The sequence below is a fragment of the Streptomyces sp. NPDC087310 genome (assembly GCF_044744405.1).
In the GTDB taxonomy this organism is placed as follows: domain Bacteria; phylum Actinomycetota; class Actinomycetes; order Streptomycetales; family Streptomycetaceae; genus Streptomyces.
The window spans coordinates 782,862-809,550 of the sequence record NZ_JBIUYF010000001.1; the positions used below are offsets into that span (position 1 = coordinate 782,862).

The window sequence follows — 26,689 nt, forward strand, 5'->3', positions numbered from 1 at the left end:
CCGAGTGTTCGCCGGATTTAACCTGGCCGACGGGGAGGACCGCTCCGGGGCCCTCCTCCGGACGCCCCGGGGACAGCCCGGGGACAGGCCGGGGCCGGGGGATCCGGCGGGGCCGGGCCGGTAGAGTGGGCGCGTCGTCATCATGCCCGTATGGAGGGAAGCCGGTGCGAAACCGGCACTGACCCGCAGCCGTGAGCCGCCGTCACCGGCGGCGAGTCGGAATGCTCCGTACGCGGTCGTGACCGGCTCATGCCACCGGCAACCCGCCGGGGCAGGCATCGTCGAGGTACACGAGGCCGGAGTCTGGTGCCTGAGTGTGCCTGGTGTCCGGCTCGCGCAGGAGAGGCCCAGCAGCCCATGACCACCGTTCGCCGCTGCACCGCGGCGCTCGCCGTATCCGCCGTGCTCTGCGTGGTGTTCGCCCCGGCCGCCTTCGCGGGCGGCGACGTGCCTCCCCCGGCCTCCGGCTCCTCGCCCGACCCTTCTCCGTCGGCCTCCCCGTCGGCGTCTCCGTCAGTGTCCGCGCCGGCCCCGGCGGTGAAGCTCCCGCGCGGGCTGTACGGCGAGAAGGACCCCACGTACGACGGCGTCTGGCGGCAGTCCCTCGCCCTGCTGGGGCAGGCCGCGTCCGGGGTCAGGCCCGCCAACGACGCCGTGCGCTGGCTGAAGAAGCAGCGGTGCGCGAACGGCGGGTTCGCCGCGTTCCGCGCCGACCCGGCCGCGCCGTGCGACGCGAGCACGCCGATCGACTCCAACTCCACGGCGGTCGCCGTCCAGGCGCTCTCCTCCCTCGGCGACCAGCGGCCCTTCATGACGACGAGCGTGGCCTGGCTGCGCTCCACCCAGAACAAGGACGGCGGCTGGGGCTACACCCCGGGCGCGCCGAGCGACGCCAACTCCACCTCCCTGGTGATCGGCGCGCTGACCTCGGCCGGCGTACGGCCCACCTCGATGCGCGTGCCGCAGGGCGACCCGGACGGCAAGCACGCCTACGACGCGCTGGTGGGGCTCTCGATCCCGTGCGACGCCGGGTCGGGCGCGGACGCCGGGGCCTTCGCGTACCAGCCGGACCAGGACGGCAAGCTGACCGCCAACGACGACGCCACGGCGGCGGCCGTACTCGCCGGGCTCGGCAAGCGGCTGGTCACCGCACCGGTCACGGCGGGCGCCGCGCCCACCTGCGTACCGTCCACCGCCTCCCGGCGGCCCTCCCCCGAGCGGGCCGCCCGCAACGGCGCCGCCTATCTGGCCGGGGCGCTCGCGGCCACCGGCCACCTCGACCAGCCGCCGCTGCCCGGGACCAGTAACAGCGACGCGGGCGCCGCGACGCCGGACATCGGGAACACGGCGGACGCGGTGGTCGCCCTGACGGCGGCCGGTTACGGGGACCAGGCGACCGGCGCCCTGGAGTGGCTGAAGAAGAACTCCGGGACCTGGGCACAGCAGCAGGGGCCCGCCGCCTACGCCCAGTTGATCTTCGCCGCGTACGCGACGGACACCGACCCGCGCAACTTCGGCGGTATCGACCTCGTGGAGCGGCTGAACGCGACCGGGCCCACGCCCAGGTCCGTGGCGCCCCCGGAGCCGCGCCCCGGCAACGCCGCGGAGAGCGCGATCGCCGACGGCGGGGCCGCGGTGCTCCTGTGGGTCGCCGGGGTCGGTGTGGTCGCGGCGCTGGGGACCGCGTTCCTGCTCAGCCGCAGGAAGACCCGGCAGCCGTGACGCGTTCGCGGTACGCGCTCGCTCTGACGGTGGCGCTGGGGCTCGTGCTCGGGGCGGGGGCGGGCGGCGCGCAGGCCGCCGGTTACCGCTACTGGTCGTTCTGGCAGGCCACCGGCGGGAGTTGGGCGTACGCCACCCAGGGCCCTGCGGTGCTCCGCCCCGCCGACGGCACCGTCACCGGCTTCCGCTTCGCGGTGAGCGCGGACAGCGGGGACGCGGCCCGGCCCCGTACCGCGCCGGACTTCGCGGCGGTCTGCGCGGCCACCCCGGCGCGGGACGGCGCCAAGCGGATCGCGGTCGTCGTCGACGCCGGTACGGCGGCGGACGCCCCGGCCGGGGAGGAGCCGCCCGCGCCCCGGGCGCGGTGCGCGCGGGTCGGCGCGGACGCCACGGCCGCCGACGCGCTCGCGGCGGTGGCGAAGCCGCTGCGCTACAACAGCGACGCGCTGCTCTGCGCGATCTCCGGCTACCCGGAGTCCGGCTGCGGGGAGCAGGTGCGCGACGGCGCGACGGCGGACCCCGCGTCGACCGCTTCCCCCTCCCCTGCTCGCACTCCCACCGCCGACCGTGCGGGAGCCGCCGATACTCCCGTCGCCGGGCCGGAGCGGGACGGCGGCGGTCCCTCGCTCGGCCTCTTCGCGGGTCTCGCCGCCGTGGCCGTCCTCGCCGTGGCCGGGCTGTGGCAGGCACGCCGCCGGCGCGGCTGAACCGCCCCATGAATCGCCCCGCCGAGCGCCCCGCGCACCGCCCTGCCGACCACACCGTGGACCGTCCGATGGACCCCGCCGCTCCCCGGCGTACGGTGCGGGCGCCCGAGGCGAGCCGGTTCAACGCCCTGCACGCCGGGGCCTGGTGGCTCTGGGCGCTCGGGCTGGCCGCGGCGGCCTCCCGTACGACCAACCCCCTGCTGCTCGGACTGCTCGTCGGGGTGGCGGGCTATGTGGTGGCGGCCCGGCGCACGGACGCGCCCTGGGCCCGTTCGTACGGCGCCTTCGTCAAGCTGGGGCTGGCCGTGCTCGCCGTCCGGCTGCTGTTCTCGGTCTTCCTCGGCTCCCCGGTGCCCGGCGCGCACGTCCTGTTCACGCTGCCCGAGGTGCCGCTGCCCGGCTGGGCGGCTGGGGTGCGGCTCGGCGGCCGGGTCACGGCCGAGCAGGTCGTGTTCGCGCTGTACGACGGCGCGAAGCTGGCCACGCTGCTGATCTGCGTGGGCGCCGCCAACGCCCTCGCCAATCCGGTGAGGCTGCTCAAGTCGCTGCCGGGCGCGCTCTACGAGGTGGGTGTCGCCGTCGTCGTGGCCATGACGTTCGCGCCGAACATGGTCGCCGACGTCGGACGGCTGCGCACCGCCCGCAGGCTGCGCGGCCGGTCCACCGGCGGGGTCGGGGCGGTGCTCCGGATCGGGCTGCCGGTGCTGGAGGGCGCGCTGGAACGTTCGGTCGCGCTCGCCGCGTCGATGGACGCCCGGGGGTACGGCCGTACGGCAGAGGTCCCGCCCGCCGTGCGCCGCACCACCACCGCGCTCACCCTCGGCGGGCTGCTGGGCATCTGCGCGGGCGTGTACGGGCTGCTCTCCTCCGCGGGCACCGGATACGGGGTGCCCCTGCTGGTGGCGGGGGCCGTCGCGGCGGCGGCCGGGCTGCGGCTCGGCGGGCGGCGCTCGGTCCGTACCCGCTACCGGCCGGACCGCTGGGGCGCCCGCGCCTGGCTGGTCGCTGGGTCGGGCGCGGCCGTCGCGGCCGCCCTGATCGCGGCGGGCGTCGCCGATCCGGCCGCGCTGCACCCCGGGGTCGTACCGCTGGAGGCGCCGACGCTGCCGCTGTGGCCGGCGGCGGGGGCGCTGATCGGGCTGCTGCCCGCGTTCGTCGCGCCCGCGCCAGGGCCGCCACCCCCATCCGAGGAGCCGACACCGTGATCCGATTCGAGCGGGTGTCGGTGACGTACTCCGACAGCGACGACGACGGCGGCAGCGGAGGCAGCGCTCCCGCGCCCGTGCTCGGCGGGGTCGATCTGACCGTGCCCGAAGGCGAACTGGTGCTGCTCGTCGGCCCGTCGGGCGTCGGCAAGTCGACCCTGCTGGGTACGGTCTCCGGCCTCGTCCCGCACTTCACGGGCGGCACCCTGCGCGGCCGGGTCACCGTCGGCGGCCGGGACACCCGTACCCACAAGCCGCGCGAACTCGCCGATCTCGTCGGCACGGTCGGCCAGGACCCGCTCGCCCACTTCGTCACCGACACCGTCGAGGACGAACTGGCCTACGGCATGGAGTCGCTGGGGCTGGCGCCCGATGTGATGCGGCGCCGCGTCGAGGAGACGCTCGACCTGCTGGGCCTCGCCGAGTTGCGGGACCGGCCCATCGCGACGCTCTCGGGCGGCCAGCGGCAGCGGGTCGCGATCGGCTCCGTACTGACCCCGCACCCCAAGGTGCTGGTGCTGGACGAGCCGACGTCGGCGCTGGACCCGGCGGCGGCCGAGGAGGTGCTCGCGGTGCTGCAACGGCTGGTGCACGACCTCGGCACGACGGTCCTGCTGGCCGAACACCGCCTGGAGCGGGTGGTGCAGTACGCGGACCAGGTCATCCTGCTGCCGGGCCCCGGTCTGCCCCCGGTGATCGGCGCGCCGGAGCGGATCATGGCGGTGTCGCCGGTGTGCCCGCCGGTCGTCGCGCTCGGCAGGCTGAGCGGCTGGGAGCCGCTGCCCCTCTCCGTACGGGACGCGCGGCGCCGGGCCGCCGGGCTGCGCGCACGGCTGGCCGGGGCGGAGCCGGTCGCGGTTCCTCCCGTACCGACGCGGCCGGACCCCGGCGCTCCGGCCGCACCCGTACGGCGGGGGCTCGGCGCCCTGTTCCACCGGCGGCCCGCGCGGGCCGAGGACGACACCGGGGCCGGCGGTCCGGCGGCGGTCGAGGGGCTGCGGGTACGGCACGGGCGGACCGAGGCGCTGCGCGCCGTGTCGCTGACCGTCGCGCCCGGCGAGACGGTGGCCCTGATGGGCCGCAACGGCGCGGGCAAGTCCACCCTGCTCTCCGCCCTGGTGGGAACGGTCGCGCCGACCGCCGGGACGGTACGCGTCGGGGGCCGCGCCCCGCACCGTACGCCGCCGCGCGAGATGGTCCGGCACGTCGGCCTGGTCCCGCAGGAACCGCGCGACCTGCTGTACGCCGACACGGTCGCCGCCGAGTGCGCGGCGGCGGACGAGGACACGGGCGCCGCGCCGGGCACCTGCCTGGCCCTGGTCGGTGAACTCCTGCCGGACATCGCGGGCAGCACGCATCCGCGCGACCTGTCCGAGGGGCAGCGGCTGGCGCTGGCGCTCGCCGTGGTCCTGACGGGACGGCCGCCGCTGCTGCTCCTCGACGAGCCGACGCGCGGCCTCGACTACGCGGCGAAGGCGCGGCTCGTCGGCGTGGTGCGCGCGCTGGCGGCCGAGGGGCACGCGGTCCTCCTGGCGACGCACGACGTGGAACTCGCCGCCGAACTCGCCCACCGGGTGGTGATCCTGGCCGACGGCGAGATCGTGGCGGACGGCCCGACGCCCCGGGTGGTGATGTCGTCGCCCGCGTTCGCGCCGCAGGTCGCGAAGGTCATGGCGCCGCAGGAGTGGCTGACGGTGGCACAGGTGCGTACGGCGCTCGCCGCGACGACCGAGACCTCAGGGACGACCGAGACTCCAGGAACGGCCGAGACCTCAGGAACGGCGGAGACCCCGTGACCGGGCGGACGCGGGCCGTGTCCGGGGTGCGCGCCGTACGGCTGGGGCCGCGAGCGGTCTGCGCCCTCGCCCTGACCGGCGTCATCGGGGTGGCCGCCTTCGGCTGGCCGCTGCTCGCGGGACCCGATTCCGGGCTCGCGCACTCCGGCGACGCCCCGTGGCTCTTCGCCGCGCTGCTCCCGCTGCTCGTCGGGGTGGTCGTCGCGACCATCGCCGACTCCGGGCTGGACGCCAAGGCGGTGGCGATGCTGGGGGTGCTGGCCGCCGTGGGCGCCGCGCTGCGCCCGCTGGGCGCGGGGACGGCGGGGCTGGAGCCGATGTTCTTCCTGATGGTGCTGAGCGGCCGGGTGCTGGGGCCCGGATTCGGTTTCGTGCTCGGCTCGGTGACGATGTTCGCGTCCGCGCTGCTGACCGGCGGGGTCGGCCCCTGGCTGCCGTTCCAGATGCTGGCCATGGGCTGGTTCACGATGGGCGCCGGGCTGCTGCCGGGCCACGGATCGCTGCGCGGCCGGGCCGAGCGGGCGATGCTCGCGCTGTACGGGGCGGGCGCGGCGTTCGCGTACGGCACGGTCATGAACCTCCAGGGGTGGACGTACCTCGGCGGGATGTCCTCCGGGGTCTCCTTCCACCCGGGGGACCCGGTCCAGGCCAACCTGGCGCGCTTCCTCGCGTACTGCGCGGCGACGTCCTTCGGCTGGGACCTGGGCCGGGCGGTGCTGACGGTCGCCCTGACCCTGACCGCCGGCCCGGCCCTGCTCAGGGCGTTGCGCAGGGCCACGCGCCGGGCGGCGTTCGACGCGGAGGCGGTCTTCCGCTAGTCGCGCGCCGCGCCGGCCCCTAGTCCCGCGCCGCGCCCGCTAGTCCCGCGCCGCGCCCGCCGTCTTCACCGACACCCCGGCACCCGTACCGGCACCTGTGCCCGCACCCGTACCGGCACCGCCCGGGGCCGGGGTCGCGTCGTCGGCGGCCTCCCGGCTCCTCGGGAACGGATCGGCCTTCGGCACCACCCGCGGCAGCAGCCGCCGCGGCCCCGCCAGCAGATACGTCAGCGCGAAGCCCGCGCCCACGACCGCGGCGCCGCCCACCGCGTCCAGCACCCAGTGGTTGGCCGTGGCGACGATGGCGCACACCGTGAAGAGCGGGTGGAGCAGCCCGAGGAGCTTCATCCACATCTTGGGCGCGAGGACCACGATCACCACGCCGCACCACAGGGACCAGCCGAAGTGCAGCGAGGGCATCGCCGCGTACTGGTTGGTGAGCGCCGTCAGCGCGCCGTAGTCCGGGTTGGTGAGGTCCTGCGGGCCGTGCACGGTGTCGATGAACCCCATGCCCGGCATCAGCCGCGGCGGGGCCAGCGGGTAGAACCAGAAGCCGATCAGCGCCAGCACGGTGGCGAAGCCGAGGGAGGAACGGGCCCAGCGGTAGTCGGCGGGGCGGCGTACGTACAGGACGCCGAGGATCGTCAGCGGCACCACGAAGTGGAACGACGTGTAGTAGAAGTTGAAGAAGCTCTCGGCCCACTTGATGTCCACGACCGCGTGGTTGACCCAGTGCTCGATGTCGATCCCGAGCGCCCGCTCGATCCCGTGGATCTGGCGGCCGTGCTCCTCCGCCGCCTCCCGGCCGCCCGTCGCGGCGAGCCTGATGTGCGAGTACGCCGAGTAGCCGACGCGGATGACCAGCAGTTCGAGCAGCAGGTTGGGCCGGCTGACCAGCCGCTTCCAGAACGGTGCCAGCGGGACCCGGCTCCAGCGCGCGGGCTCGGCCCGCGCGTACTCGGTCGGGACCGGCCGGTCGAAGTAGGGCGAGGCGCGCGTCAGGAACGGCACCGCGCAGGCCGCCGCCAGCGCCGCGATCAGCGGGATGTTCTCCCGGAGCGGGGCGAGGGCGGCCATGTTCGGCAGCATCATCTTGCCCGGCAGCGTCATCACCAGCACCACCACCGCGGGCCACACCAGCCGGTCCCTGGCCCGGGTGCCGACCCGGCCGACCAGCGCCAGCAGCACCCACAGGAGCTGGTGCTGCCAGGCCGTCGGGGAGACCGCGATCGCGACGCAGCCGGTCAGCGCGACGGCCAGCAGGAGCTGTCCGTCGCGCGCGTAGTGGGCCGCCCTGCGCAGGCCGAGTACGGCGACGACCGCCGCGAGGGCGATGACGAGCACGACCTCCAGCGGCCCTTCGAGACCGATCCTGAGCAGCGCGCCGTGCAGCGACTGGTTGGCGAGGCTGTCCGCGCGCTCGCCGAGCCCCGCGCCCGCCACGTGGTGCACCCAGTACGCCCACGAGTCGTTCGGCATCGCCGCCCACGCCAGCGCCGTCAGCGCCGCGAAGCTCCCCGCCGAGGTCGCGGCGGCCTTCTTCCGTCCCGTCAGCCACAGCAGCGGCGTGAAGAGAAGCACGGCGGGCTGGAGGGCCGCGCCCAGGCCGATGAGGAAGCCGGAGCCGCGTTCCCCGCGTACGGCGAAGCAGCCGAGCAGCACCAGCAGGACGGGGATGATGCTGGTCTGGCCGAGGGAGAAGCTGTTGCGCACCGGCAGCGAGAGCATGAGCAGGCTGATCGCGACGGGCGCAGCGAGCAGCCCCGTACGGCGCGACAGCTCACCCGGCAGCGCGCGGCGGGCCACGACCAGGCCGAGGGCCACGACCAGCAGCAGGGTGCCGAGCGTCCAGGCGACGCCGAGGCTCTGCTCGGCCGACCTGGCCAGGGGTTTGAGGACCAGCCCGGCGAACGGTGTCCCGGTGAACCTACCGGTGTCGTAGAGCGACCCCGTCACATGAAGGACGCCGTTGTCCCCGATCCAGGTCTCCAGATCCGTGAGCCGTTCACCGGGCGGCTGTCTCAGTACCACCGCCGCCTGTCGTACCGCCAGCACCGCGGCGAGCAGCCAGAGCACGACGCGGGCCGTACCGAAACCGGTCCCCGCCGTACCTGCCGCCGCACCGCCGTGCACGCTGTGTTCTGCATTCACCACGCCGCGCCGAACCTCCGTCCGAAAACCCCGTCCTTGGGGCATAGAGCGTCGCACTGCCCCGTGGAGAAGACCACGGCAACCCCCTCTTCGCCTGACTGTCACCCCTGTTTCGTCTCGACACTCATGACATCAGGGGTCGGGAGATGCGTGGGAGGTACGGGCGGATCACGATGGGGCCGCACGCACATCACGCATCACCGCAACGATTGGGAGGCCCGCATGTCACAGAACGACCAGGGACAGCGCGAGCGGTGGGACGCGGTCGATCACTATGTCACCGATCACCTCGCCCCCGCCGACGAAGCCCTGTCCGCCGCCCTCGCCGCCACCGAGGCGGCCGGCCTGCCCGCGATCAGCGTCGCGCCGAACCAGGGCAAGCTGCTCCAGCTCCTGGCCCGGGTGCAGGGCGCCCGTACGATCCTGGAGATCGGCACGCTCGGCGGCTACAGCACCATCTGGCTGGCCCGCGCGCTGCCCGAGGACGGCCGGCTGATCTCCCTGGAGTACGACCCGGCCCACGCCGACGTGGCCCGCGCCAACCTGGCGCACGCCGGTCTCGACGGGATCGCCGAGGTACGGACCGGGGCGGCCCTGGACACGCTGCCCGCGCTGCTGGCCGAGGGCGCGGGACCGTTCGACTTCGTCTTCATCGACGCCGACAAGCGGAACAACCCGCACTACGTGGAGTGGGCGCTGCGGCTCACCCGGCCGGGCAGCGTCATCGTCGTCGACAACGTCGTACGGGGCGGGGCCGTCGCGGACGAAGAGACCACCGACCCCTCGGTGCTGGGGACCCGGCGGATGATCGAGGAGATGGGGAAGAACCCGCGGCTGTCGGCGACGGCGGTGCAGACGGTCGGCACCAAGGGGTACGACGGGTTCGCGCTCGCCCGTGTCCTGGACTGACGTCCTGGGCTCACGTTCTGGGCGGACGTCCCGGACTGGCGCGGGTTCCTGAGGCGCGGGAACGCGTACGGAGGCGGCGGGCCGTCCCTTGCCCGCCGCCTCCCGTCTCTGTCGGGTCAGGTCAGACCCGGAGCAGCCGCTGCGTCATCTCGCGGTAGCTCTGGAGGGCGAGCCGCAGCTCCTCCGTGTCGGAGCCGTCCGCGGCGCCGTCGTCGCGGTCCCCGTCCCAGCCGGCGCGCAGCGAACGCGGTCGCTCGGCGAGCGCGGTGGTGAGCTGCCGGGCGGCCTCTTCGAGCACCCCGGCCGCCTCCTCGACCGAGCGCCGCGGCCCGTCGACGAAGGAGTTGAGGGCTTCCTGGAGCCGCTGGGAGAGCCGGTCGCTCTCGGCGCTGGGGAACAGCCGCCCGTCCGTCTTCCCGTCCGCCTTACCGGTGCCTCCGTCGAAGGCCCGGTCGGAGGCACCGGGGCGGGCCCCGTTCGTCCCCGCGGCACGCCCGGTCTTCACCGGGGGCGCGGGCGGGGGCTGCTGCCCGGACCGCGGGGTCTGCTTCGAGGGGGCCGGCGGCGCCAGCCTCGGCGGGGGAGGCGGGGCGTCGGGGGTCCGCGTACCACCGGCCGCCGCGTCCGGGGCGTGGAGCGGCTTCACCGGGGTCACCGGGTCGGCCGCCCCACGGGGGTCGGCGGACGGTTCCGGTGTCGTGGGTGTCCCGTGGTTCTTCTCGTCGGTCGTCGTCTTCCTCTGGTCACTCATCACGCACCACTCCCTTTGGGTCGCAGTGAGAAGTTCCGGTTCCGCCCGGTGCCCCGGGCCGTGCGGTCGTCGTGGCCGCCGGTGTCCTCCGGGTGGGCGAGGATCAGTCGTTCGAAGAGCTCACGCGCGCCGACCATCGCCTCGCGCATCTCCTCCGTGCTCGCGCCGCGGCCCTCGTCCGAGGCCGCGTGGTGCACCCGGCGGTAGCCGTCGATCGCGTGCGCGTGGTGGACCGAGAGGGCGTCCACCTGGTCGTCGTAGCGCGTCCCCTCGGGGTAGCCGCGCTCCTGCGCCAGCGTGGCCACCAGCCGCTCGGCCCGCGCGACCGCCTCCTGCGGCGCGTCGACGAACCGCTCCTGGAGGGCGGCCCATTCGGCCACGTACTGTTCGCGCTTCTCGTCCGGGAGAGGCTCGTGCCGCAGCCGCCCATGGCGCTCGACCCGTTCGCCCAGCTCGCGTTCGGCGGCCTTGGAGTCGCCGTCGTGCCGGGCCAGAACGCGGTCGTACTCCGGGCCGAACCGGCGCTTCAGGCCGCCGCGTCCGCTCGCTTTGCCAGGTCCCGTGAAGAGGACCGCGGCCACGACGGCCGCGAACCCCACGATCAGAGCGACGACGATCAGAACAGTGGACATCTTTGCCTTCCTGGTTCTCGGCGCCGGGCTCGTGCCGCGCCGTGTCGTGTCGGCTCTTGTCTTGCTCGTGTGCCTTGCTGGTGTGCCTTGCTCGTGGTGTGTCGGGTTGCCCGTAATCCGTTGGCCAAACGGCGCCGGGCCCCGGTAGGAAGACGACCATGAACTGGTCCGTCCGCCCCGAGTCCTTCGCCACACCCGACGCCACCCGGCTGCGCCGCGCCTACTACGCGGAGGTCGCGGGCCGGTACTGGCGGCGGCCCGCGACGGAGGCGGAGATCGACGAGGGCCTCGCGGGCGACCCGCCCGATCATCTGACCCCGCCCACCGGGGAGTTCGTGGTCGGACGGTACGGCGGGCAGGGCGCCCCCCGCGTGGCCGCGTCCTGCGGCGGGGTGCGGATGCTGGACGCGTCGACCGCCGAGCTGACCCGGGTGTACGTGACCCCCGCCACCCGGCGGACGGGCGGCGGCGGGGCGCTGCTGGCCGGCCTGGAGGAGGCCGCGCGGCGGCTCGGGGCGCGGCGGCTGGTGCTGGACACGCGGCTCGATCTGGTCGAGGCGCGCGGGCTGTACGTCGGATACGGCTTCCGGGAGATCCCGGCGTACAGCTCGGGACCGTACAAGGAGATCTGGTACGGCAAGGAGCTGACCGGGTCCACCGGCCGGTAGCCGGGCCCGGAAAGCGGAATCGGCGGACCGGGCCGGCTCAGGCGGCGTGGTCCCTGGGCGGCCCCGGGGCCATGGGCCGTTCGCCGTCCGAGCCGCACAGTTCGGCGTTCAGCTCCTTCACGAGCGCCACCAGATCGGTCGGCCGGTCGGCTCCCCACCAGTCCCCCAGCAGTTCGGAGAGCGACTCCTCCCGTGCCGCCGCCAGTGCCTCCGCCGTCTCGGCGCCCCGTTCCGTGAGCGTCAGCTCCACCCCCCGGCGGCGGGTCAGCCCGCGCTCCTCCAACTGCCGGGACGCGTCCGTGACCGTCCGCAGCGACACGGTCGCGTCCTCCGCGAGCACGGCGGGCTGCACGACCCCCTCGCGCCTGACCCGCAGCAGCAGCCAACTGGCCGCCGGGAGCAGGTCGTACCCCGCCTTCTCGGTGATCGTCTCGTAGACGCGGCGGCGGCCCTCGCGCGTGCCGAGGACCGACAGGGCGCGGGCCACCTCGTCGCGCGAGGAGCGTTCGACGGGGTTGGACGCCAGGGTCTCGGTGATCTCCGGGGCGGTCACCGAGCCGCGCAGCGGGTCCTCCTTCAGGAACCAGGCGATGACGAAGGCGATGAGCACGACCGGCACGCCGTACAGGAAGACATCGGTGATGGACGTCGCGTACGCGTGCAGTACGGGGCCGCGCAGCGCGGCGGGGAGCCGGCCGAGGGCGTGCGGGTCGGCGGCGAGCTGTCCGGTCCCGGTGCCGGGCGGCAGGGGTTTGCCGGCGAGGGCGTCGGCGAGCTTGTCCCGGAGCAGGCTGGTGAAGATCGTGCCGAAGACGGCGACGCCGAAGGAGGCGCCGATGGAGCGGAAGAAGGTCGCGCCGGAGGTGGCGACGCCGAGGTCCTGGTAGCTGACGGCGTTCTGCACGACCAGGACGAGGACCTGCATGACGAGCCCGAGCCCGGCGCCGAAGACGAAGAGGTAGGCGCTCATCTCCCACGTACCGCTGAACTCGGTGAGCTGGTGGAGCAGGAGCAGTCCGACGGCGGTGACGCCGGTGCCGAGGATCGGGAACACCTTCCAGCGGCCGGTACGGCTGACGATCTGGCCGGACAGGGTGGAGGTGATCAGCAGGCCGAGCACCATGGGCAGCAGGTGGACGCCGGACAGGGTGGGGCTGATGCCGTGGACGACCTGGAGGAACGTCGGCAGGTACGTCATCGCGCCGAACATCGCGAAGCCGACGATGAAGCTGATGCAGGCGACGAGTGTGAACGTCCTGAGGCCGAAGAGACGCAGGGGCAGTACGGGCTCGGCCGCGCGCCGCTCGACGCGGATGAAGAAGGCGAGCAGCACCAGGCCGAGCACGGCGAGCCCGATGGTCTCGGCGGAGCCCCAGGCCCAGGTGGTGCCGCCGAGGGAGGCGACGAGGACGAGGCAGACGGCGACGGACGCGATGAGGAACGTGCCGAGGTAGTCGATGGTGTGCCGGGTCCGGTGGACCGGGATGTGCAGGACGGTGGCGATGACGAGCAGGGCGACGACGCCGAGCGGCAGGTTGATGTAGAAGACCCAGCGCCAGCTCAGGTGCTGGGTGAAGAAGCCGCCGAGCAGCGGGCCGAGCACACTGGTCGCGCCGAAGACGGCGCCGAACAGGCCCTGGTACCTGCCGCGTTCGCGCGGCGTGACGAGGTCGCCGACGATCGCCATCGAGAGCACGATCAGCCCGCCGCCGCCCAGGCCCTGGAGCGCCCGGAAGCCGATGAGCTGCGTCATGTTCTGCGCGACTCCGCAGAGCGCGGAGCCGACGAGGAAGATGACGATGGCCGTCTGGAAGAGCTTCTTCCGGCCGTACTGGTCACCGAGCTTGCCCCAGAGGGGGGTGGCGGCGGTCGAGGCCAGCAGATACGCGGTGACGACCCAGGAGAGGTGCTCCAGACCGCCGAGGTCGCTGACGATGGTCGGCAGGGCGGTGGAGACGATGGTCTGGTCGAGCGAGGCGAGCAGCAGACCCATGAGCAGAGCGCCGATGGCGAAGAGGACGGTGCTCGGGCTCCGGCCCGTGCCGGGGGCCGGGCTCACGGCCGGAGTGGTCACTTCCTGAGCCATGGGACAACTCCTCGGGTCCACTGGGTCCGTCGGGGCCGCTCGGTACGCCGTCGATCAGCCATCGATCAGCCGTCGGTCCGCCGTCGGTCCGCTGGATTCCATCCTGGCCGCTCTGTCCCGTTATGGCCTGCCGAGCGGCGGCCGATGCTGTTCGGGCGCGCGTACGCCCTTCATACGGGGGCTGCATAATCGGCGGCAGTTCAAGGGGAGGGGAACCCAAGGTGTCAGGACAGCTCTGTCCCGGATGCGGTACGCCGCCGGGAGCGGAGGGCAGGCCCGGCTGCGACTGCGGGGGGCCCGCGCAGACCACGGAACAGCCCGAACAGAACACACAGGCAACACAGGCAACACCGGCAACACCGGCCACCGAAGAACCGGCCACCGAAGAGAACGCCGGGACCGCCCGGTCGGCACAGGACGCGGAGATCGCCGAGTCCGAGGACTTCCATCCGCTGCGCGTACGGCCGTACGTGAACCTCGGCGACCAGGACGTGGCGGCGGTGCCGACCGCCTTCCGTACGGCGGGCCCGCTGCCGCCGCTCACACCCGCAGCCGTGACGGAGCCGGCCGTGGCCTCCGCCGAGCCGCCGCCCGCGCGGTTCCCGCCCACCCCGCCGCCGGCGGGACGCCGCACGGCGCTGCGGCTGGTGGCGGCCGGCGCGGTGGCGGTCGCGGTGATCGGTACGGCCGCGTTCGCCGGGGGGCTGTTCGCGGGGGCCGATCGCGAGGACCACGCGGTGCCGGACACGATCAGCACCTGGCTGCCGTCGGCCAACGACGGGACGACGGAGGAGGCGTCCGCGCCGACCACCCCGTCGCCCACCGCGTCGGCGCCGCCCCCGGCCGTGACGGAGTCGCCGTCGGCCGAGATCACGCCGTCCGCACCGCCGTCCGCCGGCTCGCCGGGACCGTCCGTGTCCGAGAAGCCGACGGCGACGGCCACACCGAGCGCGTCCGCCGAGACCTCGGCCGCCGCAGAGCCGGGCAAGGCGACGGGCGGCACACTGGCGCCGGGGGACTCGGGCGACGAGGTCGTGGAGCTCCAGTTCAGACTGGCGCGGGTCGGGCTGTTCTACGCGCAGCCGAACGGCCAGTACGACCGGAGCGTCGAGGACGCGGTGCGCCGCTTCCAGCAGACGCGGAACATCCAGGACGACACCGCGGGCGTCTACGGCCCCCGGACCCGGCTCGCCCTGGAGACGGAGACCCAGGGGTCCGGGCAGAACGGCCAGGGGTACGGGCAGAGCTATGGGCAGGGGTACGGCTCGCGTGGCTGAGGGTTCTTTGTACAATGGCGAAACAAAGTGGCTTCGCCCGTTCACCTGACCGACGGGTGGAGTCACTTTGTTCCGGCCGCGTGCGCCCGTACGGTCGTGCGGCCCTCCGACGAACCGCCCTGACGACTCACCCTGACGGCCCGCCCCGCCCAGCCCGGAGACCCCTGTGAAGCTCGACGCCATCAAGGCCCTGCTCCTCGACATGGACGGCACCCTCGTCAACTCCGACGCCTCGGTCGAGCGCTGCTGGACCCGCTGGGCGCGGGCTCAGGCCCTGGACCCCCGCGAGGTCATGAAGGTCGTCCACGGCCGTCAGGGGTACGCCACCATGGCCGTGCTGCTCCCGGACCGCCCGATGGAGCAGAACCTCGCCGACAACCGCGCGATGCTCGCCGAGGAGATCGCGGACACGGAGGGCGTGATCCCCGTACCGGGCGCCCCGGAGTTCATGGCGTCGCTCGCCACCCTCCCGCACGCCCTGGTGACCTCGGCGAACGTACCGCTGGCCGAGGTCAGGATGACCGCGGCCGGGCTCCCGATGCCCAAGATCCGCGTCACGGCCGAGGACGTCACGGATAGCAAGCCCGACCCGGAAGGCTTCCTCCTGGGCGCGGCGACGCTCGGCGTACCCGCGGAGGACTGTGTGGTGTTCGAGGACTCCGAGGCGGGCATCGCGGCGGCGCGGGCGGCGGGCATGCGCGTGGTGGGCGTGGGACCGCGCGCGGCGGCCATGGCGCCGGACGCCCATGTCCAGGACCTCACGCGGCTGCGGGTGGAACTCCTGCCGGGCGGCGAACTGGCCCTGCACGTAGACGCGTAACGGCGACGCACCCCGACGGCGATCCCGGCGGCGATCCCTCAGGCCCCCCTCTTCACGCGTCCCTGTTCAGACGCCCCTCTTCACGCGTCCCTGTTCAAGTGCCCCCGAGCCACCAGCTCCAGCACCACGCTCACGGCCACCGCCTGCACCGCTATCAGCGCCACCAGTACGAAGAGCTGAACCGCCCCCGCCAGTACGGGTGACGCCCCGCCCAGCAGCATCCCCACGAACGCCCCCGGCAGCGTGACGAGCCCCACCGTGCGCGTCTGGTCGAGCCCCGGCAGCAGCGCGTCCGCCGCGGCCGGCCTGGCCACCTCCATCCGCGCCTCGCGGTCGAGCAGCCCGAGCGCCATCCCCGCCTCGACCTCGCCGCGCCGCGCGTGGAGTTCGTCGAGCGCCCGGCGCCCGCCCAGCACCGTCGCGGTGAGCGCGCCGCCGATGAGGATGCCCGTCGTGGGGATCACGGCGATGCCCTTGGCCGGTACGACGCCGGTGAGCAGCAGGACCGTCATCACGGGCGCCACCCCGGCCCCGATCGGCAGGGCCGCCCACCACCAGGTCCCGTTCGCGGTGACGCGCCGCCCGGCCGTGCGTACGGCGACGGCGTACATGAGCGCGATGAAGCCGAGCAGCGGCGGTACGGAGCCGATCACCCAGCCGATCACCAGGGAGACCGCGCCGAGTTGGAGCGCGGCCCGCACCCCGGCGACGGCGATCTCGCGGGCCCGCCCGAGACGGGCGAGTCCGGCCACGGCCACCGCGGCGATCAGCAGCAGACCGAGCACGACTCCGAACGTGATATCGACCCGCAGCAGCACGTGCCCATCCTAGCCGTCACGAAAGTCAACTTTGCCCCCGTAGGCCCGAATTGTTTTCCCGTCAGAAACAACCAGAACCCACCAACCCCTTGATGTGACGTGTCCATGTCGCCACTCTGTTACCTGAAGCCCCCCTCCCGGAAACCCGCCGAGGCAACGATGGCGACCGGCCTCACCGGCCGAGCCCCCCTCAGCTCCGCATCGCACCGCAGCCTCACCTCAGGTTCCGCAGGTCCCCCCACTTCAAGGGAGTTCGCATGTCTGGTGTCTACGCGCGTCGAATCCGCCGCTTCGCCGTCCTCTCCGCGACCGCCGCCATCGCCGCCACCACCACCCTGCTCACCGCCCCCGCCGCGCAGGCCGCCATGCCCACGCCGGTCAGCGCCGCCACGGCCCGCACCTACCTCGGCAGCCTCACCGTCCAGGCGGAAGGTTCCTCCAGCGGTTACAGCCGCGACCTGTTCCCGCACTGGATCACCCAGTCCGGCGCCTGCAACACCCGCGAGGTCGTCCTCAAGCGCGACGGCACGAACGTCGTCCAGGACTCCGCCTGCGCCGCCACCAGCGGCACCTGGCACTCCGTCTACGACGGCGCCACCTGGACCGCCGCCTCCGACGTCGACATCGACCACATGGTCCCGCTCTCCGAGGCGTGGAAGTCGGGCGCCAGCAGTTGGACCACCGCGCAGCGCCAGTCGTTCGCCAACGATCTGACCCGCCCGCAGCTCATCGCCGTCACGGACAACGTCAACCAGTCCAAGGGCGACAAGGACCCGGCCAACTGGATGCCCCCGCTGGCCTCGTACAAGTGCACCTACGTCCGCGCCTGGGTGCAGGTGAAGTACTACTACAACCTCAAGGTGGACTCCGCCGAGAAGACGGCGCTCACCAGCGCCCTGAGCGGCTGCTGACCCACCGCCGCCCGGGCCACCGCCACCACCTCTCCCCCCACCCCCTCCGTCGTTCCGTACGAGGCTTCCGTACCGTACGGAGCGACGGAGGACGGGCGAGGACGCCGGAGAGGACACCGATGACCGGTCTGCGCGTGGGGCCCCTGCTGCGGTATGTCGACGGGGAGGGCGCCGGAACGGCGACCGTGTGGGTCGAGGCGGACCGTCCGACCACCGCCGAGGTCCGGTGTGCCGACGGGGCGGGCGGTGCCTCCCGTACGTTCCATGTCGCCGGCCACCACTACGCCCTGATACCCGTGGCCGGCCTCACCCCCGGCACCGCCACCCCGTACGAGGTGCTGCTCGACGGCCACCGTGTCTGGCCGCCCGAGGACACCCGCTTCCCGCCGAGCGTGATCCGTACCCCGCCGCCTCCCGGGGCCGCCCCCGCCGAGCTGCGCGTCTCCTTCGGCTCCTGCCGCTGGGCGTCGCCGCCGCACGGTGAACCCGACCCGGTCGGTCCCGACGCGCTCGACACCCTGGCCACCCGCCTCGCCGCCGACCCCGCCGCGCCCCGCCCCGACGTCCTGCTGCTCCTGGGCGACCAGGTGTACGCGGACGAGACGTCCAAGGCGACCCGGCGCAGGCTGGCCGCGCGCCGGGATCTGAGCGAGGCGCCGGGCGCGGAGGTCGCGGACTACGAGGAGTACACCCACCTCTACGACGAGTCCTGGACGGACCCGGACGTACGGTGGCTGCTCTCCACCGTGCCCAGTTGCATGATCTTCGACGACCACGATTTGATTGACGATTGGAATACCAGCGCCGCCTGGCTCGCCGACATGCGGGCGCTGCCGTGGTGGCAGGAGCGGGTGCTCGGCGGGCTGATGTCGTACTGGGTCTATCAGCACCTCGGCAACCTCTCCCCCGCCGAACTCGCGGCCGACGAGCTGTACGCGGCCGTCCGCGCTGCGCCCGACGGCACGGAGCTGCTGCGGGCGTTCGCCGCCGGGGCGGACCGGGACCCGGCGGGCGTGCGCTGGAGCTACCGGCGTGACTTCGGGCGGACCCGGCTGCTGATGGTCGACTCGCGCGCCGCCCGCGTCCTGGACGAGCGGCGGCGCGCCATGCTGGACGAGGACGAGGCGCGGTGGGTAAGGGAGCAGGCGCTGGCCGACCGGGACGCGTACGACCATCTCCTCATCGGCACCTCGCTCCCCTGGCTGCTGCCGCCCTTCATCCATGACGTGGAGTCCTGGGACGCCGCGCTCTGCCGGGGCGAACGCGGGCCGCGCTGGGCGCGCTTCGGTGAACGGCTGCGCAGGGCGGCGGATCTGGAGCACTGGGCCGCCTTCCCCGACTCCTTCGAGGAGCTGGCCTCGCTGATCGCGGAGGTGGGCGAAGGTGCGGCGGCACCGGCCACCGTGTGCGTGCTGTCGGGGGATGTGCACCACGCCTATGTCGCCGAGCCGTCGTGGCCGGGCGGACCGGCGCCGGAAGGCGGGACAGGATCGGGCCCGCGGGTTCTCCAGCTCACCTGCTCCCCCGTGCACAACTCCGTCCCCGCCGTCATACGGCTCGGCTTCCGCTTCGGCTGGAGCGGGGCGGGGCGGTGGCTGGGGCGCGCGCTGGTCCGGCACGGCCGGGTCGATGCGCCGCAGGTCACCTGGCGCAGAACGGGCGGACCGTGGTTCGGCAACCAGCTCATGACGCTCACGCTGCGCGGCCGTACGGCCGGACTCGCCCTGGAGCGGGCCCGCGCCGCGCGAACCGGTGACGGGCGGTCCGGTGACGGGCGGGCGGGGGACGACGGGCGGGCGGCGGAGCTGGTGGTCGTGGAGGAACGGACCTTAGCTCCCCATGGCCCCCGTGGCCCCCAGGACGCCTCCGCGGCCTCCTAGGACACGTCCGGAGGCGCGCGGGCCACGTCGGGATGCGCGACATCCGCAACATCTCTTCAAATTCCCCACACTATCCGCCCGTTGGCGTTCGAGTACCCTTCGCGTGATCATTCCCACACGATGTGATCCTTCACCCAAGGGTTCGAACTCACCACACAGCAACGGCATGATGATGCGGACCATCCGCTTCCAGCACCGCCCATGCCCCGGGAGTCACAGCTTTGTCCGATGTACGGCAGTACCCGCACCGTTCACTCGCCGTCGTCGGCGTCGGACCCCGTGGCACCTCTGTCCTGGAGAGACTCTGCGCGTCCGTGCCCGAACTGGCGCCGGACGTGGAGCTGACGGTGCATCTCGTCGACCCCGCGCCGCCGGGCGCCGGGCGGGTCTGGCGTACCGACCAGTCCGCCGAGCTGCTGATGAACACGGTGGCCTCGCAGGTCACCGTCTTCACCGACGCGAGCGTGGAGTGCGAGGGGCCGATACGTCCGGGGCCCAGCCTGTACGAGTGGGCGGCCGTCCGGCCCGCCGAGCGGCTGGGGCCCGACGACTATCCGAGCCGGGCCGCCTACGGCCGCTACCTGGAGTGGGCGTTCCGTACGACGGCGGAGGGCGCGCCCGGGAACGTGACGGTGGTGGTGCACCGGGCGCGCGCCGTACGACTGGATGACGACGCCGACGCCGGTGCCTTCGAGGGGGCGGCCCCCGGCGCCTCCCGCGTTTCACCCGTTGTGACCGGTGTGCCCGGTGCGTGCGCCCCGTACCGGCCGACGCAGAGTCTCACGCTCGACGATGGCACGACGATTTCCGGCCTCTGTGCCGTCGTGCTCGCACAGGGCCATCTTCCGGTGGTTTCCGGTCAGACCCAGGCGACGCTGGCGGAGTTCGCCGCCCGTCACCGGCTGCGATATCTGCCACCCTCGAATCCGGCCGATCTCGACCTGTCCGGGATCGCTCCGGGCGAGCCGGTGCTGCTGCGCGGGCTCGGGCTGAATTTCTTCGACCACATGGCGCTCCTGACGGCCGGGCGCGGCGGGATCTTCGCGCGGGACGCGGGCGGTGTGCTCGTATACCACCCGTCGGGGCGCGAACCGCAGTTGTACGCCGGGTCGCGGCGCGGGGTGCCGTACCAGGCGCGTGGCGACAACGCGAAGGGGCCTTCGGGCCGGCACCTGCCGCTGGTGCTGACCCCGGACGTGATCGCGCTGTTCCGCAAGCGCGCGGACGCGGGTGATCCGCCGGACTTCCTCCAGGAGATATGGCCCCTGGTCGCCAAGGAGGTGGAGGCCGTCTACTACGCGGCGGCCTTCGGTTGGCCGGCCCCGGGGCGGTCGGCCCCCGGGTCGCCGCTGGAGCGGTTCCTGTCGGCGCCGGGCGGCAGCGCGCGGGAGGCCGCCGTCCTGGACGAGGCGGGGATCGCCGTCGCCGACCGCTGGTCGTGGGACCGGATCTCCCGTCCGTACGGCGACGAGACCTTCCGCGACCCGGCGGACCACCGCGCCTGGCTCGTGGCCCACCTGCGGAAAGACGCGGCCGAGGCGGCGCTCGGCAATGTCGCGGGTCCGGTCAAGGCGGCGCTGGACGTCCTGCGCGACCTCCGCAACGAGCTGCGGCTGATCGTGGACCACGCCGGTCTCTCCGGTGTCTCCCGCCGCGACCATCTCGACCGCTGGTACACGCCGCTGAACGCGTTCCTCTCCATCGGGCCGCCGCGCCGCCGTATCGAGGAACTGGCCGCCCTGATCGAGGCGGGGGTGCTGGACGTGATCGGCCCGCGGATGGCCGTACGGGCGGTGGACGGTGCCTTCCTGGCCGAGTCCCCCGTGATACCCGGCTCCGCGGTGCGGGCCACCACGCTCGTGGAGGCGCGGCTGCCGGAACCGGATCTGAGGCGGAGCTGTGATCCGCTGCTCTCGCGGCTGCTGAAGACGGGGCAGTGCCGGCCGCACACACTCGACGGTTACGAGACGGGTGGGATGGACGTAACACGCCGTCCCTACCGTCTGATAGATCGTCAAGGAGGGGTGCACCCGAGGAGGTTCGCCCTCGGGGTGCCCACGGAGGGTGTGCACTGGGTGACCGCCGCGGGCGCCAGGCCCGGGGTGGACTCGGTCATGCTCGCGGACACGGACGCGGTGGCACGTGCCATCCTCCGGGCCGCGACCAGCGAAAGCGCGTCATACACGACGCGAATTGATCCTCGACAGAATGTTGAACTTGCAAGCATAGATTAGGCCAGCCTAACGTTGCGGGACGTCACTCGTCGGTCCAGACCTCGCCCCACCACCACGGTCCAGACCCCGACCGAAGGAGTACAACCCCCCATGTACACACGTCTGAACGCCGCTCAGCCCTACGCCCTGGGACTGTTCCGCGTCGTCGTCGGGCTCCTCTTCACCTGCCACGGTGCCGGATCGCTCTTCGGCGCCTTCTCCAAGGAGACGGTCGCGGCCGGCACCTGGCCCGGCTGGTTCGCCGCCGCCATCGAACTCGTCGGCGGCGCCCTGGTGCTGCTGGGTCTCGGCACCCGCCCCGCCGCCTTCATCTCCTCCGGCGCCATGGCGTACGCGTACTTCACGGTCCACCAGCCCGAGGGGCTGTTCCCCATAGCGAACAACGGCGAGCTGTCCGTCATGTTCTGCTGGTCGTTCCTGCTGATCGTCTTCACCGGGCCGGGCGCGTTCGCCCTGGACCAGTTCCTTCCGTCGCGCGGCTCGGCCACCGCGACCGCGGAGGACAAGCGCGACGAGCGCACGACGGTCGCCGCCTGACCAGGCCCCTTCTGGCACCTGGTGAACGGTCCGACGCCCCGGCCCCTCTCTTCGGTCACGTCCTCGGTCGGATTCCCGACCGCGCCGTCGTCCACGGGTCCGGGGCGCCGACATGCCGCCCCGGACGAACGCTCCGTACCGCACACGCGTACGCTGTGTGGCTCAGCAGCCGCTGCCGCCCACCATGCGACATCGAGGCGCTGCCACGGGTACGGGCGGGGGAGTCGGAAGAGTGCTGGAGAGTCTGGGGTCGCTGACCGGCAGCCCATGGATCTACGCCGTGGTGGCCCTCTCGGTACTGCTGGACGTGTTTCTGCCCGTGCTGCCCAGCGGCGTCCTGGTGATCACGGCCGCCACCGCGGCGGCGGCCGGGTCCACGACGGCGACGGTCGCGGGCGCGGCCGGGAAGGTCGCCCAAGTGCCCCAGGAAGTCCCGTCGTTGATCCTGCTGATGCTCTGCGCGTTCAGCGCGTCGGTGCTCGGCGATCTGGTCGCGTTCCGGCTCGGGAGGCGCGGCGGGGACCGGCTCCGCAGGGCCGTCGCCCGCTCCCGCCGGCTCACCACCGCGCAGGACCGGCTCGGCAGCGCGCTCAGCGGGGGCGGCGGCGTCCTGGTGGTCATCGCCCGCTTCGCGCCCGCCGGGCGCTCGGTGGTCTCCCTGGGCGCGGGCGCGGCGCACCGCAAGGTGAAGGAGTTCCTGCCCTGGTCGGCGCTGGCCGCCGTGGCCTGGACCGGATACAGCGCGGGGCTCGGCTACTTCGGCGCCCAGTGGGTCGGCTCGTCCTGGATCGGCGCGGCCCTCTCCGTGCTGGCGCTGTTCGCTGCGGGCTCGCTGGCCGCGTACGTGATACGGCGCCCGGGGCCCGGCCGGAGCCCGGCCACCGCGTAGGACACGGTTCCCCGAGGGCTCACACCGCGCGGGCGGCGGCGCCCCGTACCTCCAGGTCCTGGAGCAGCCGTGCGGTCGCCTCGGCGATCTCGTCGACGGCCCGGTCGAAAGCCTCACGGTTGTGCGCGGCGGGGGCGCGGAAGCCGGAGACCTTGCGTACGTACTGGAGCGCGGCTGCGCGGATGTCGTCCTCGGTGGCCTCTTCGGGGAGGACGGGCGGGCGGAGGGTCTTGATGCTGCGGCACATGCCTCCAGTGTGAACCCGGCGCCCGGAGCATGGCCAGGGGCGCCAGGGACCATCGAGACAGGAGGGGCAGGAGGGTCAGGGGGTTACGGGACGCCAGGGGCTTACGGGGCGAGCGGGGCCGTGCTGTCCCGTACGACCAGCCGCGTACCGAACTCGATACGGGTGTCCGCCTGCTCCGCCTGCCCGGCCGGGTCGCCCTGGCCCTGGTCGGCGCGGCGCAGCCGCAGCAGCATCCGGGCCGCCTCCTCCGCCATCTCCACCAGCGGCTGGTGGACGGTGGTGAGCGCGGGGCTCGACCACTGGGCCAGGGGGATGTCGTCGTACCCCACCAGGGAGAAGTCCTGCGGGATCCGCAGGCCGAGCACGCGCGCCGCCTCCAGCACGCCGAGCGCCTGGAGGTCGCTGCCCGCGAAGATCGCGGTGGGCCGGTCGGGGCCCTGGAGGAGTTCGGCGGCGTGCGTGTGGCCCGCGCGGACATGGAAGTCGCCGAAGCGCACCAGCGCCGGGTCGACGTCGACGCCCGCCATGCCCATGGCCGAGCGGAAGCCGTCGAGGCGGGCCAGGGAGCAGAGCATGTCCTCGGGGCCGGTGATGACGGCGATCCTGCGGTGGCCGAGGTCGAGCAGGTGGCGGGTGGCGGCGAGGCCGCCCGCCCAGTTGGCGGAGCCGACGGACGGCACGTCGGGCTCCGGGTCGCCGGCCGGGTCGATGATCACGAAGGGGATGGCCCGGGACCACAGCTTCTTCTTGAGGTCGTCGGGGAGCGTGGAGAAGACCAGGACGACACCGAGCGGGCGGCGCCGCAGGACGCCCTCGACCCAGTCGGCGCCCGGGGAGTGCCGGGTGCCGGTCTCGGTGAGGACCACGCTCAGGCCGGTCTCCTTGGCGACGTTCTGGACGCCTCTGATCAGCTCCATCGCCCAGGTGCTGTCCAGTTCGTGGAAGACGATCTCGATGAGCGGAGCCTCGGGGGCGGTGGGGGCGGAGCGGCGGTAGCCGTGGGCCTCCAGCAGTTCCTCGACCTTGCCCCGGGTGGGTGCGGAGACATCAGGGCGCCCATTGAGCACTTTCGAAACTGTCGAAAGAGAAACCCCGGCTTGCGAAGCCACCTGAGCCAGGGTGACCCGGCCTGCACTCGTCTCGTCTCGCATGGACTGAAGGATAAGGCACCGGATGTCGGGCGGAAATCGGTAACGGTTTGGCTGCGTGCTGACCGCACTGTTGACCGCTCCGGAGAGGAGTCCTACGGTCACACGCCAGATACTTTCGGCAATGTGGCCGATACTTTCGAGAGGTCGACCGATGAAGGCGATGAAGACTCGCACGACTCGCGCACGGTTTTCCCGGACGGTCGCCGGTGGCGCGGTGCTCGTCCTGGGCCTGGGCCTCACGGCCTGCGGCGGCGGTGACAGCTCCTCGGGCGGCGCCGGGGAGTTCCACGTACTCGTCTACGGCGACGCCACCAACAAGGTGGAGAAGCAGATCGTCGAGACGTTCAACAAAACCTCGAAGGTCAAGGCGGTCCTGGACACGGTCCCGGGCGCCGATTACCAGAAGAAGCTCCAGACCACCATCAGTACCCCGCAGGCGCCCGATGTCTTCTTCAACTGGGGCGGCGGTTCCATCCAGCCCTTCGTGAAGTCGGGTCTGCTGCTGCCGCTGGACGACCTGGTGGCGAAGAACCCGGAGCTGAAGTCCAACTTCCTGCCGTCCGTGTACAACACGGCGGAGATCGACGGCAAGGCGTACGGCGTGCCCATGCGCGGCACGCAGCCGGTGCTGCTCTTCCACAACAAGAAGGTGCTCGCGGACGCCGGTGTCGAGGCGCCGAAGACCTGGGACGAACTGCTCGGCACGGTCGCGCGGCTCAAGGCGAAGGGCGTCACGCCGATCGCGCTGGGCGGCGGGGACAAGTGGCCGACGCTGATGTGGTTCGAGTACCTGTACGACCGGGTGGCGGGCCCGGGTCTCTTCAAGGAGGCGCTGGCCGGTGACAAGAAGGTCTGGGAGAGCGCCGACAGCAAGCGGGCCCTGGGCATGCTCAAGGAGCTGGTCGACGCGGGCGCGTTCGGCACGAACTACGACTCGGTGAAGTTCACCGACGGCGGCTCCCCCGCCCTGGTCGGCACCGGCAAGGCCGCCTTCGAGCTGATGGGCTCGTGGGTGTACTCGACCCAGCAGGACACCAACCCGGACTTCGCCAAGAAGGACCTGGGCTACACCTCGTTCCCGACGGTCACGGGCGGCAAGGGCGACCCGGCGGACATCGTCGGCAACACCAACAACTTCTACTCGGTGCTGAAGAAGACCGAGCACGCGGACGCGATAGCCGAGTTCCTGAAGCTCATGTACTCGGACGAGTTCGTCAAGGCGCAGCTCGCCATCGGCAACCTGCCGACCACCACGAACACCGAGAAGTTCCTGGACTCGGCGGACAACCCGGCGTATCTGAAGTACCAGTTCGACCTGGTCAGCAAGGCGCCCTCGTTCCAGCTCTCGTGGAACCAGGCGTACCCGCCGGCGGCCGACGCCCCGATGATGCAGGCCGTCCAGCAGTTCTTCAACGGGTCGATGGACGCCGACGGCTTCATCAAGGCCATGCAGGCCCTGTCCACCGAGTGAGAGCGACGTCCGACATGGCTACTCCGAACGCCCCGGTGAAGAGCGGGCACGCCAGGAAGAGGGGGCGTGGCCGGGGCCCCGCCGGGCATACGGTGGCCAGGCCCGGCCTGCTCTGGGCGCTGCCCGCCGCCGTCTTCTTCGCCCTGTTCGCGATGGTCCCGCTGGTGCTGGTCGCGGTCCTCTCGTTCGCCGAGTGGAACGGACTCGAAGCGCCGCGCTTCGCGGGGTTCGACAACTGGACCGCGCTGTTCCACGACCCCGTGATGATCAAGAGTCTGTGGCTGAGCGTCCTGCTCACCGGGCTCGGGGTGGTCACCCAGACGCCCCTGTCGATCCTGCTCGGGGTCTGGGCGGCCGGGCGGCAGCGCAACCGGGCGGTGCTCTCCGCGATCTTCTTCGTGCCGCTGCTGCTCTCCGCCACGGCCATCTCCGTCCTGTGGCGGGCGCTGCTCGACCCCAACTTCGGGGTGCCGGCGGAGGCGAAGTGGCTCTTCGGTGACGGCAATCTGCTGGGCACCCGCACCGGGGCGATCTGTGTGCTGGTGCTCGTGGCGACCTGGCAGTTCACCCCGTTCCACGCGCTGATCTACCAGGGCGCGGCGCGGGCCGTCCCGCCCGTGCTCTACCAGGCGGCGGCGATCGACGGGGCGGGGCGGGTGCGGCAGTTCTTCCACGTCACGCTGCCGCAGCTCCGTAACTCGATCATCACGTCGGTGATCCTGATGGTGGTCGGCGGGCTCACCACCTTCGACACCGTACTGATCCTGACGCAGGGCGGCCCCGGCACCGACACCAGCATCAGCGCCTACTACATGTACCAGAAGGGGTTCCGGGAGTTCGACTTCGGCCAGAGCGCGGCCATCGCGCTGCTGCTGGTCGTGGTCGCCACGGTGATCTCGCTGATCGTGGTGCGGATCTCGGGCTACGACAAGATGGCCGGCACGAAGGAGGGGATGTGATGAGCCTTCCGACGACCCGCCCCGGGGCGGTGGTCACCGGACGCCGGGGG

The 26,689-nt window shown here is 72.9% G+C and carries 23 protein-coding genes and 1 riboswitch; of the genes, 16 read left to right on the forward strand and 7 right to left on the reverse strand.

What is annotated here, in order from left to right; all coding sequences use genetic code 11:
* The first annotated feature begins 156 nt into the window (after positions 1-156).
* Positions 157-225, forward strand: a riboswitch (cobalamin riboswitch).
* A 132-nt stretch (positions 226-357) separates the two neighbouring features.
* The 5 genes from ACIO3P_RS03080 to ACIO3P_RS03100 all read left to right on the forward strand — a co-directional run bounded on the left by ACIO3P_RS03080 (position 358) and on the right by ACIO3P_RS03100 (position 6,248).
* Complete coding sequence (locus ACIO3P_RS03080; protein ID WP_401850553.1) at positions 358-1,722, forward strand: prenyltransferase/squalene oxidase repeat-containing protein; 1,365 nt, start codon at positions 358-360, stop codon at positions 1,720-1,722.
* Complete coding sequence (locus ACIO3P_RS03085; RefSeq protein WP_329827352.1) at positions 1,719-2,429, forward strand: SCO2322 family protein; 711 nt, start codon at positions 1,719-1,721, stop codon at positions 2,427-2,429. The genes ACIO3P_RS03080 and ACIO3P_RS03085 overlap by 4 nt, the downstream gene beginning before the upstream one ends.
* Before the next feature lie 68 nt (positions 2,430-2,497).
* Entirely contained in the window at positions 2,498-3,634 is a 1,137-nt protein-coding gene (locus tag ACIO3P_RS03090; RefSeq protein ID WP_401850879.1) for an energy-coupling factor transporter transmembrane component T, read from the forward strand.
* Positions 3,631-5,430 (forward strand): ABC transporter ATP-binding protein, encoded by a 1,800-nt coding sequence (locus ACIO3P_RS03095; protein ID WP_401850555.1) that lies wholly within the window; start codon positions 3,631-3,633, stop codon positions 5,428-5,430. The genes ACIO3P_RS03090 and ACIO3P_RS03095 overlap by 4 nt, the downstream gene beginning before the upstream one ends.
* Positions 5,427-6,248, forward strand: a complete 822-nt coding sequence (locus ACIO3P_RS03100) for an ECF transporter S component (RefSeq protein WP_401850556.1) — start codon at positions 5,427-5,429, stop codon at positions 6,246-6,248. The genes ACIO3P_RS03095 and ACIO3P_RS03100 overlap by 4 nt, the downstream gene beginning before the upstream one ends.
* A 39-nt stretch (positions 6,249-6,287) precedes the next feature.
* Here ACIO3P_RS03100 and ACIO3P_RS03105 read toward each other — a convergent pair whose 3' ends face one another.
* Positions 6,288-8,324 (reverse strand): bifunctional glycosyltransferase 87/phosphatase PAP2 family protein, encoded by a 2,037-nt coding sequence (locus ACIO3P_RS03105; RefSeq protein ID WP_401850882.1) that lies wholly within the window; start codon positions 8,322-8,324, stop codon positions 6,288-6,290.
* A 297-nt stretch (positions 8,325-8,621) separates the two neighbouring features.
* Between ACIO3P_RS03105 and ACIO3P_RS03110 the strand changes: the two genes are divergently transcribed.
* Positions 8,622-9,308, forward strand: a complete 687-nt coding sequence (locus ACIO3P_RS03110) for an O-methyltransferase (protein ID WP_401850557.1) — start codon at positions 8,622-8,624, stop codon at positions 9,306-9,308.
* Between the two features lie 121 nt (positions 9,309-9,429).
* Here the strand turns inward: ACIO3P_RS03110 and ACIO3P_RS03115 are convergent, their stop codons facing one another.
* Both ACIO3P_RS03115 and ACIO3P_RS03120 read right to left on the reverse strand, forming a co-directional pair.
* The gene (locus tag ACIO3P_RS03115) at positions 9,430-10,059 is read right to left on the reverse strand and encodes a hypothetical protein (protein ID WP_401850559.1); all 630 of its coding nucleotides are present in this window, start codon (positions 10,057-10,059) and stop codon (positions 9,430-9,432) included.
* Positions 10,059-10,691 carry a hypothetical protein gene (locus tag ACIO3P_RS03120; protein ID WP_401850561.1) on the reverse strand — a complete coding sequence of 211 codons (633 nt, stop codon included), beginning with the start codon at positions 10,689-10,691 and terminating at the stop codon, positions 10,059-10,061. Before ACIO3P_RS03120 ends, ACIO3P_RS03115 begins: the two co-directional genes overlap by 1 nt.
* A 158-nt stretch (positions 10,692-10,849) precedes the next feature.
* Between ACIO3P_RS03120 and ACIO3P_RS03125 the strand changes: the two genes are divergently transcribed.
* The gene (locus ACIO3P_RS03125) at positions 10,850-11,359 is read left to right on the forward strand and encodes a GNAT family N-acetyltransferase (protein ID WP_329827345.1); all 510 of its coding nucleotides are present in this window, start codon (positions 10,850-10,852) and stop codon (positions 11,357-11,359) included.
* Between the two features lie 37 nt (positions 11,360-11,396).
* On the opposite strand, the gene ACIO3P_RS03130 is transcribed toward ACIO3P_RS03125, so the two are convergent.
* Complete coding sequence (locus ACIO3P_RS03130) at positions 11,397-13,445, reverse strand: DHA2 family efflux MFS transporter permease subunit (RefSeq protein ID WP_401850563.1); 2,049 nt, start codon at positions 13,443-13,445, stop codon at positions 11,397-11,399.
* 221 nt (positions 13,446-13,666) lie between these two features.
* Here ACIO3P_RS03130 and ACIO3P_RS03135 point away from each other — a divergent pair, with 221 nt between their 5' ends.
* Entirely contained in the window at positions 13,667-14,722 is a 1,056-nt protein-coding gene (locus ACIO3P_RS03135) for a peptidoglycan-binding protein (protein WP_401850565.1), read from the forward strand.
* A 166-nt stretch (positions 14,723-14,888) separates the two neighbouring features.
* Positions 14,889-15,542 carry an HAD-IA family hydrolase gene (locus tag ACIO3P_RS03140; RefSeq protein ID WP_401850566.1) on the forward strand — a complete coding sequence of 218 codons (654 nt, stop codon included), beginning with the start codon at positions 14,889-14,891 and terminating at the stop codon, positions 15,540-15,542.
* An 80-nt stretch (positions 15,543-15,622) separates the two neighbouring features.
* On the opposite strand, the gene ACIO3P_RS03145 is transcribed toward ACIO3P_RS03140, so the two are convergent.
* Positions 15,623-16,360, reverse strand: a complete 738-nt coding sequence (locus ACIO3P_RS03145; RefSeq protein WP_329827342.1) for an ABC transporter permease — start codon at positions 16,358-16,360, stop codon at positions 15,623-15,625.
* A 257-nt stretch (positions 16,361-16,617) separates the two neighbouring features.
* Here ACIO3P_RS03145 and ACIO3P_RS03150 point away from each other — a divergent pair, with 257 nt between their 5' ends.
* The 5 genes from ACIO3P_RS03150 to ACIO3P_RS03170 all read left to right on the forward strand — a co-directional run bounded on the left by ACIO3P_RS03150 (position 16,618) and on the right by ACIO3P_RS03170 (position 22,811).
* A complete protein-coding gene (locus tag ACIO3P_RS03150; RefSeq protein ID WP_329827341.1) occupies positions 16,618-17,271 on the forward strand; it encodes an HNH endonuclease family protein in 654 nt (217 codons plus the stop codon).
* Between the two features lie 119 nt (positions 17,272-17,390).
* Entirely contained in the window at positions 17,391-19,151 is a 1,761-nt protein-coding gene (locus tag ACIO3P_RS03155; protein ID WP_401788453.1) for an alkaline phosphatase D family protein, read from the forward strand.
* 221 nt (positions 19,152-19,372) lie between these two features.
* Positions 19,373-21,385, forward strand: a complete 2,013-nt coding sequence (locus ACIO3P_RS03160; protein ID WP_401850568.1) for an FAD/NAD(P)-binding protein — start codon at positions 19,373-19,375, stop codon at positions 21,383-21,385.
* 90 nt (positions 21,386-21,475) lie between these two features.
* A complete protein-coding gene (locus ACIO3P_RS03165) occupies positions 21,476-21,922 on the forward strand; it encodes a DoxX family protein (RefSeq protein WP_329827338.1) in 447 nt (148 codons plus the stop codon).
* 232 nt (positions 21,923-22,154) lie between these two features.
* A complete protein-coding gene (locus tag ACIO3P_RS03170; protein ID WP_329827337.1) occupies positions 22,155-22,811 on the forward strand; it encodes a VTT domain-containing protein in 657 nt (218 codons plus the stop codon).
* Positions 22,812-22,830: 19 nt separating this feature from the next.
* Here ACIO3P_RS03170 and ACIO3P_RS03175 read toward each other — a convergent pair whose 3' ends face one another.
* Both ACIO3P_RS03175 and ACIO3P_RS03180 read right to left on the reverse strand, forming a co-directional pair.
* Positions 22,831-23,058 (reverse strand): DUF2277 domain-containing protein, encoded by a 228-nt coding sequence (locus tag ACIO3P_RS03175; protein ID WP_399295335.1) that lies wholly within the window; start codon positions 23,056-23,058, stop codon positions 22,831-22,833.
* Between the two features lie 101 nt (positions 23,059-23,159).
* Positions 23,160-24,221, reverse strand: a complete 1,062-nt coding sequence (locus tag ACIO3P_RS03180; protein WP_401789690.1) for a LacI family DNA-binding transcriptional regulator — start codon at positions 24,219-24,221, stop codon at positions 23,160-23,162.
* 148 nt (positions 24,222-24,369) lie between these two features.
* On the opposite strand from ACIO3P_RS03180, the gene ACIO3P_RS03185 reads away from it, so the two are divergent.
* Complete coding sequence (locus ACIO3P_RS03185; RefSeq protein WP_401850569.1) at positions 24,370-25,680, forward strand: ABC transporter substrate-binding protein; 1,311 nt, start codon at positions 24,370-24,372, stop codon at positions 25,678-25,680.
* A 14-nt stretch (positions 25,681-25,694) separates the two neighbouring features.
* On the forward strand, positions 25,695-26,639 hold the full coding sequence (locus tag ACIO3P_RS03190; RefSeq protein ID WP_329827332.1) for a sugar ABC transporter permease: 945 nt from the start codon (positions 25,695-25,697) through the stop codon (positions 26,637-26,639).
* The last annotated feature ends 50 nt before the right edge of the window (positions 26,640-26,689 follow it).

What these genes read in the sequence shown, in the direction of transcription:
- ACIO3P_RS03080 (WP_401850553.1), top strand. Translation starts at nt 358, where the DNA reads ATGACCACCGTTCGCCGCTGCACCGCGGCGCTCGCCGTATCCGCCGTG.
- ACIO3P_RS03090 (WP_401850879.1), top strand. Translation starts at nt 2,498, where the DNA reads ATGGACCCCGCCGCTCCCCGGCGTACGGTGCGGGCGCCCGAGGCGAGC.
- ACIO3P_RS03110 (WP_401850557.1), top strand. Translation starts at nt 8,622, where the DNA reads ATGTCACAGAACGACCAGGGACAGCGCGAGCGGTGGGACGCGGTCGAT.
- ACIO3P_RS03115 (WP_401850559.1), bottom strand. Translation starts at nt 10,059, where the DNA reads ATGAGTGACCAGAGGAAGACGACGACCGACGAGAAGAACCACGGGACA.
- ACIO3P_RS03120 (WP_401850561.1), bottom strand. Translation starts at nt 10,691, where the DNA reads ATGTCCACTGTTCTGATCGTCGTCGCTCTGATCGTGGGGTTCGCGGCC.
- ACIO3P_RS03125 (WP_329827345.1), top strand. Translation starts at nt 10,850, where the DNA reads ATGAACTGGTCCGTCCGCCCCGAGTCCTTCGCCACACCCGACGCCACC.
- ACIO3P_RS03130 (WP_401850563.1), bottom strand. Translation starts at nt 13,445, where the DNA reads ATGGCTCAGGAAGTGACCACTCCGGCCGTGAGCCCGGCCCCCGGCACG.
- ACIO3P_RS03150 (WP_329827341.1), top strand. Translation starts at nt 16,618, where the DNA reads ATGTCTGGTGTCTACGCGCGTCGAATCCGCCGCTTCGCCGTCCTCTCC.
- ACIO3P_RS03155 (WP_401788453.1), top strand. Translation starts at nt 17,391, where the DNA reads ATGACCGGTCTGCGCGTGGGGCCCCTGCTGCGGTATGTCGACGGGGAG.
- ACIO3P_RS03165 (WP_329827338.1), top strand. Translation starts at nt 21,476, where the DNA reads ATGTACACACGTCTGAACGCCGCTCAGCCCTACGCCCTGGGACTGTTC.
- ACIO3P_RS03175 (WP_399295335.1), bottom strand. Translation starts at nt 23,058, where the DNA reads ATGTGCCGCAGCATCAAGACCCTCCGCCCGCCCGTCCTCCCCGAAGAG.
- ACIO3P_RS03185 (WP_401850569.1), top strand. Translation starts at nt 24,370, where the DNA reads ATGAAGACTCGCACGACTCGCGCACGGTTTTCCCGGACGGTCGCCGGT.
- ACIO3P_RS03190 (WP_329827332.1), top strand. Translation starts at nt 25,695, where the DNA reads ATGGCTACTCCGAACGCCCCGGTGAAGAGCGGGCACGCCAGGAAGAGG.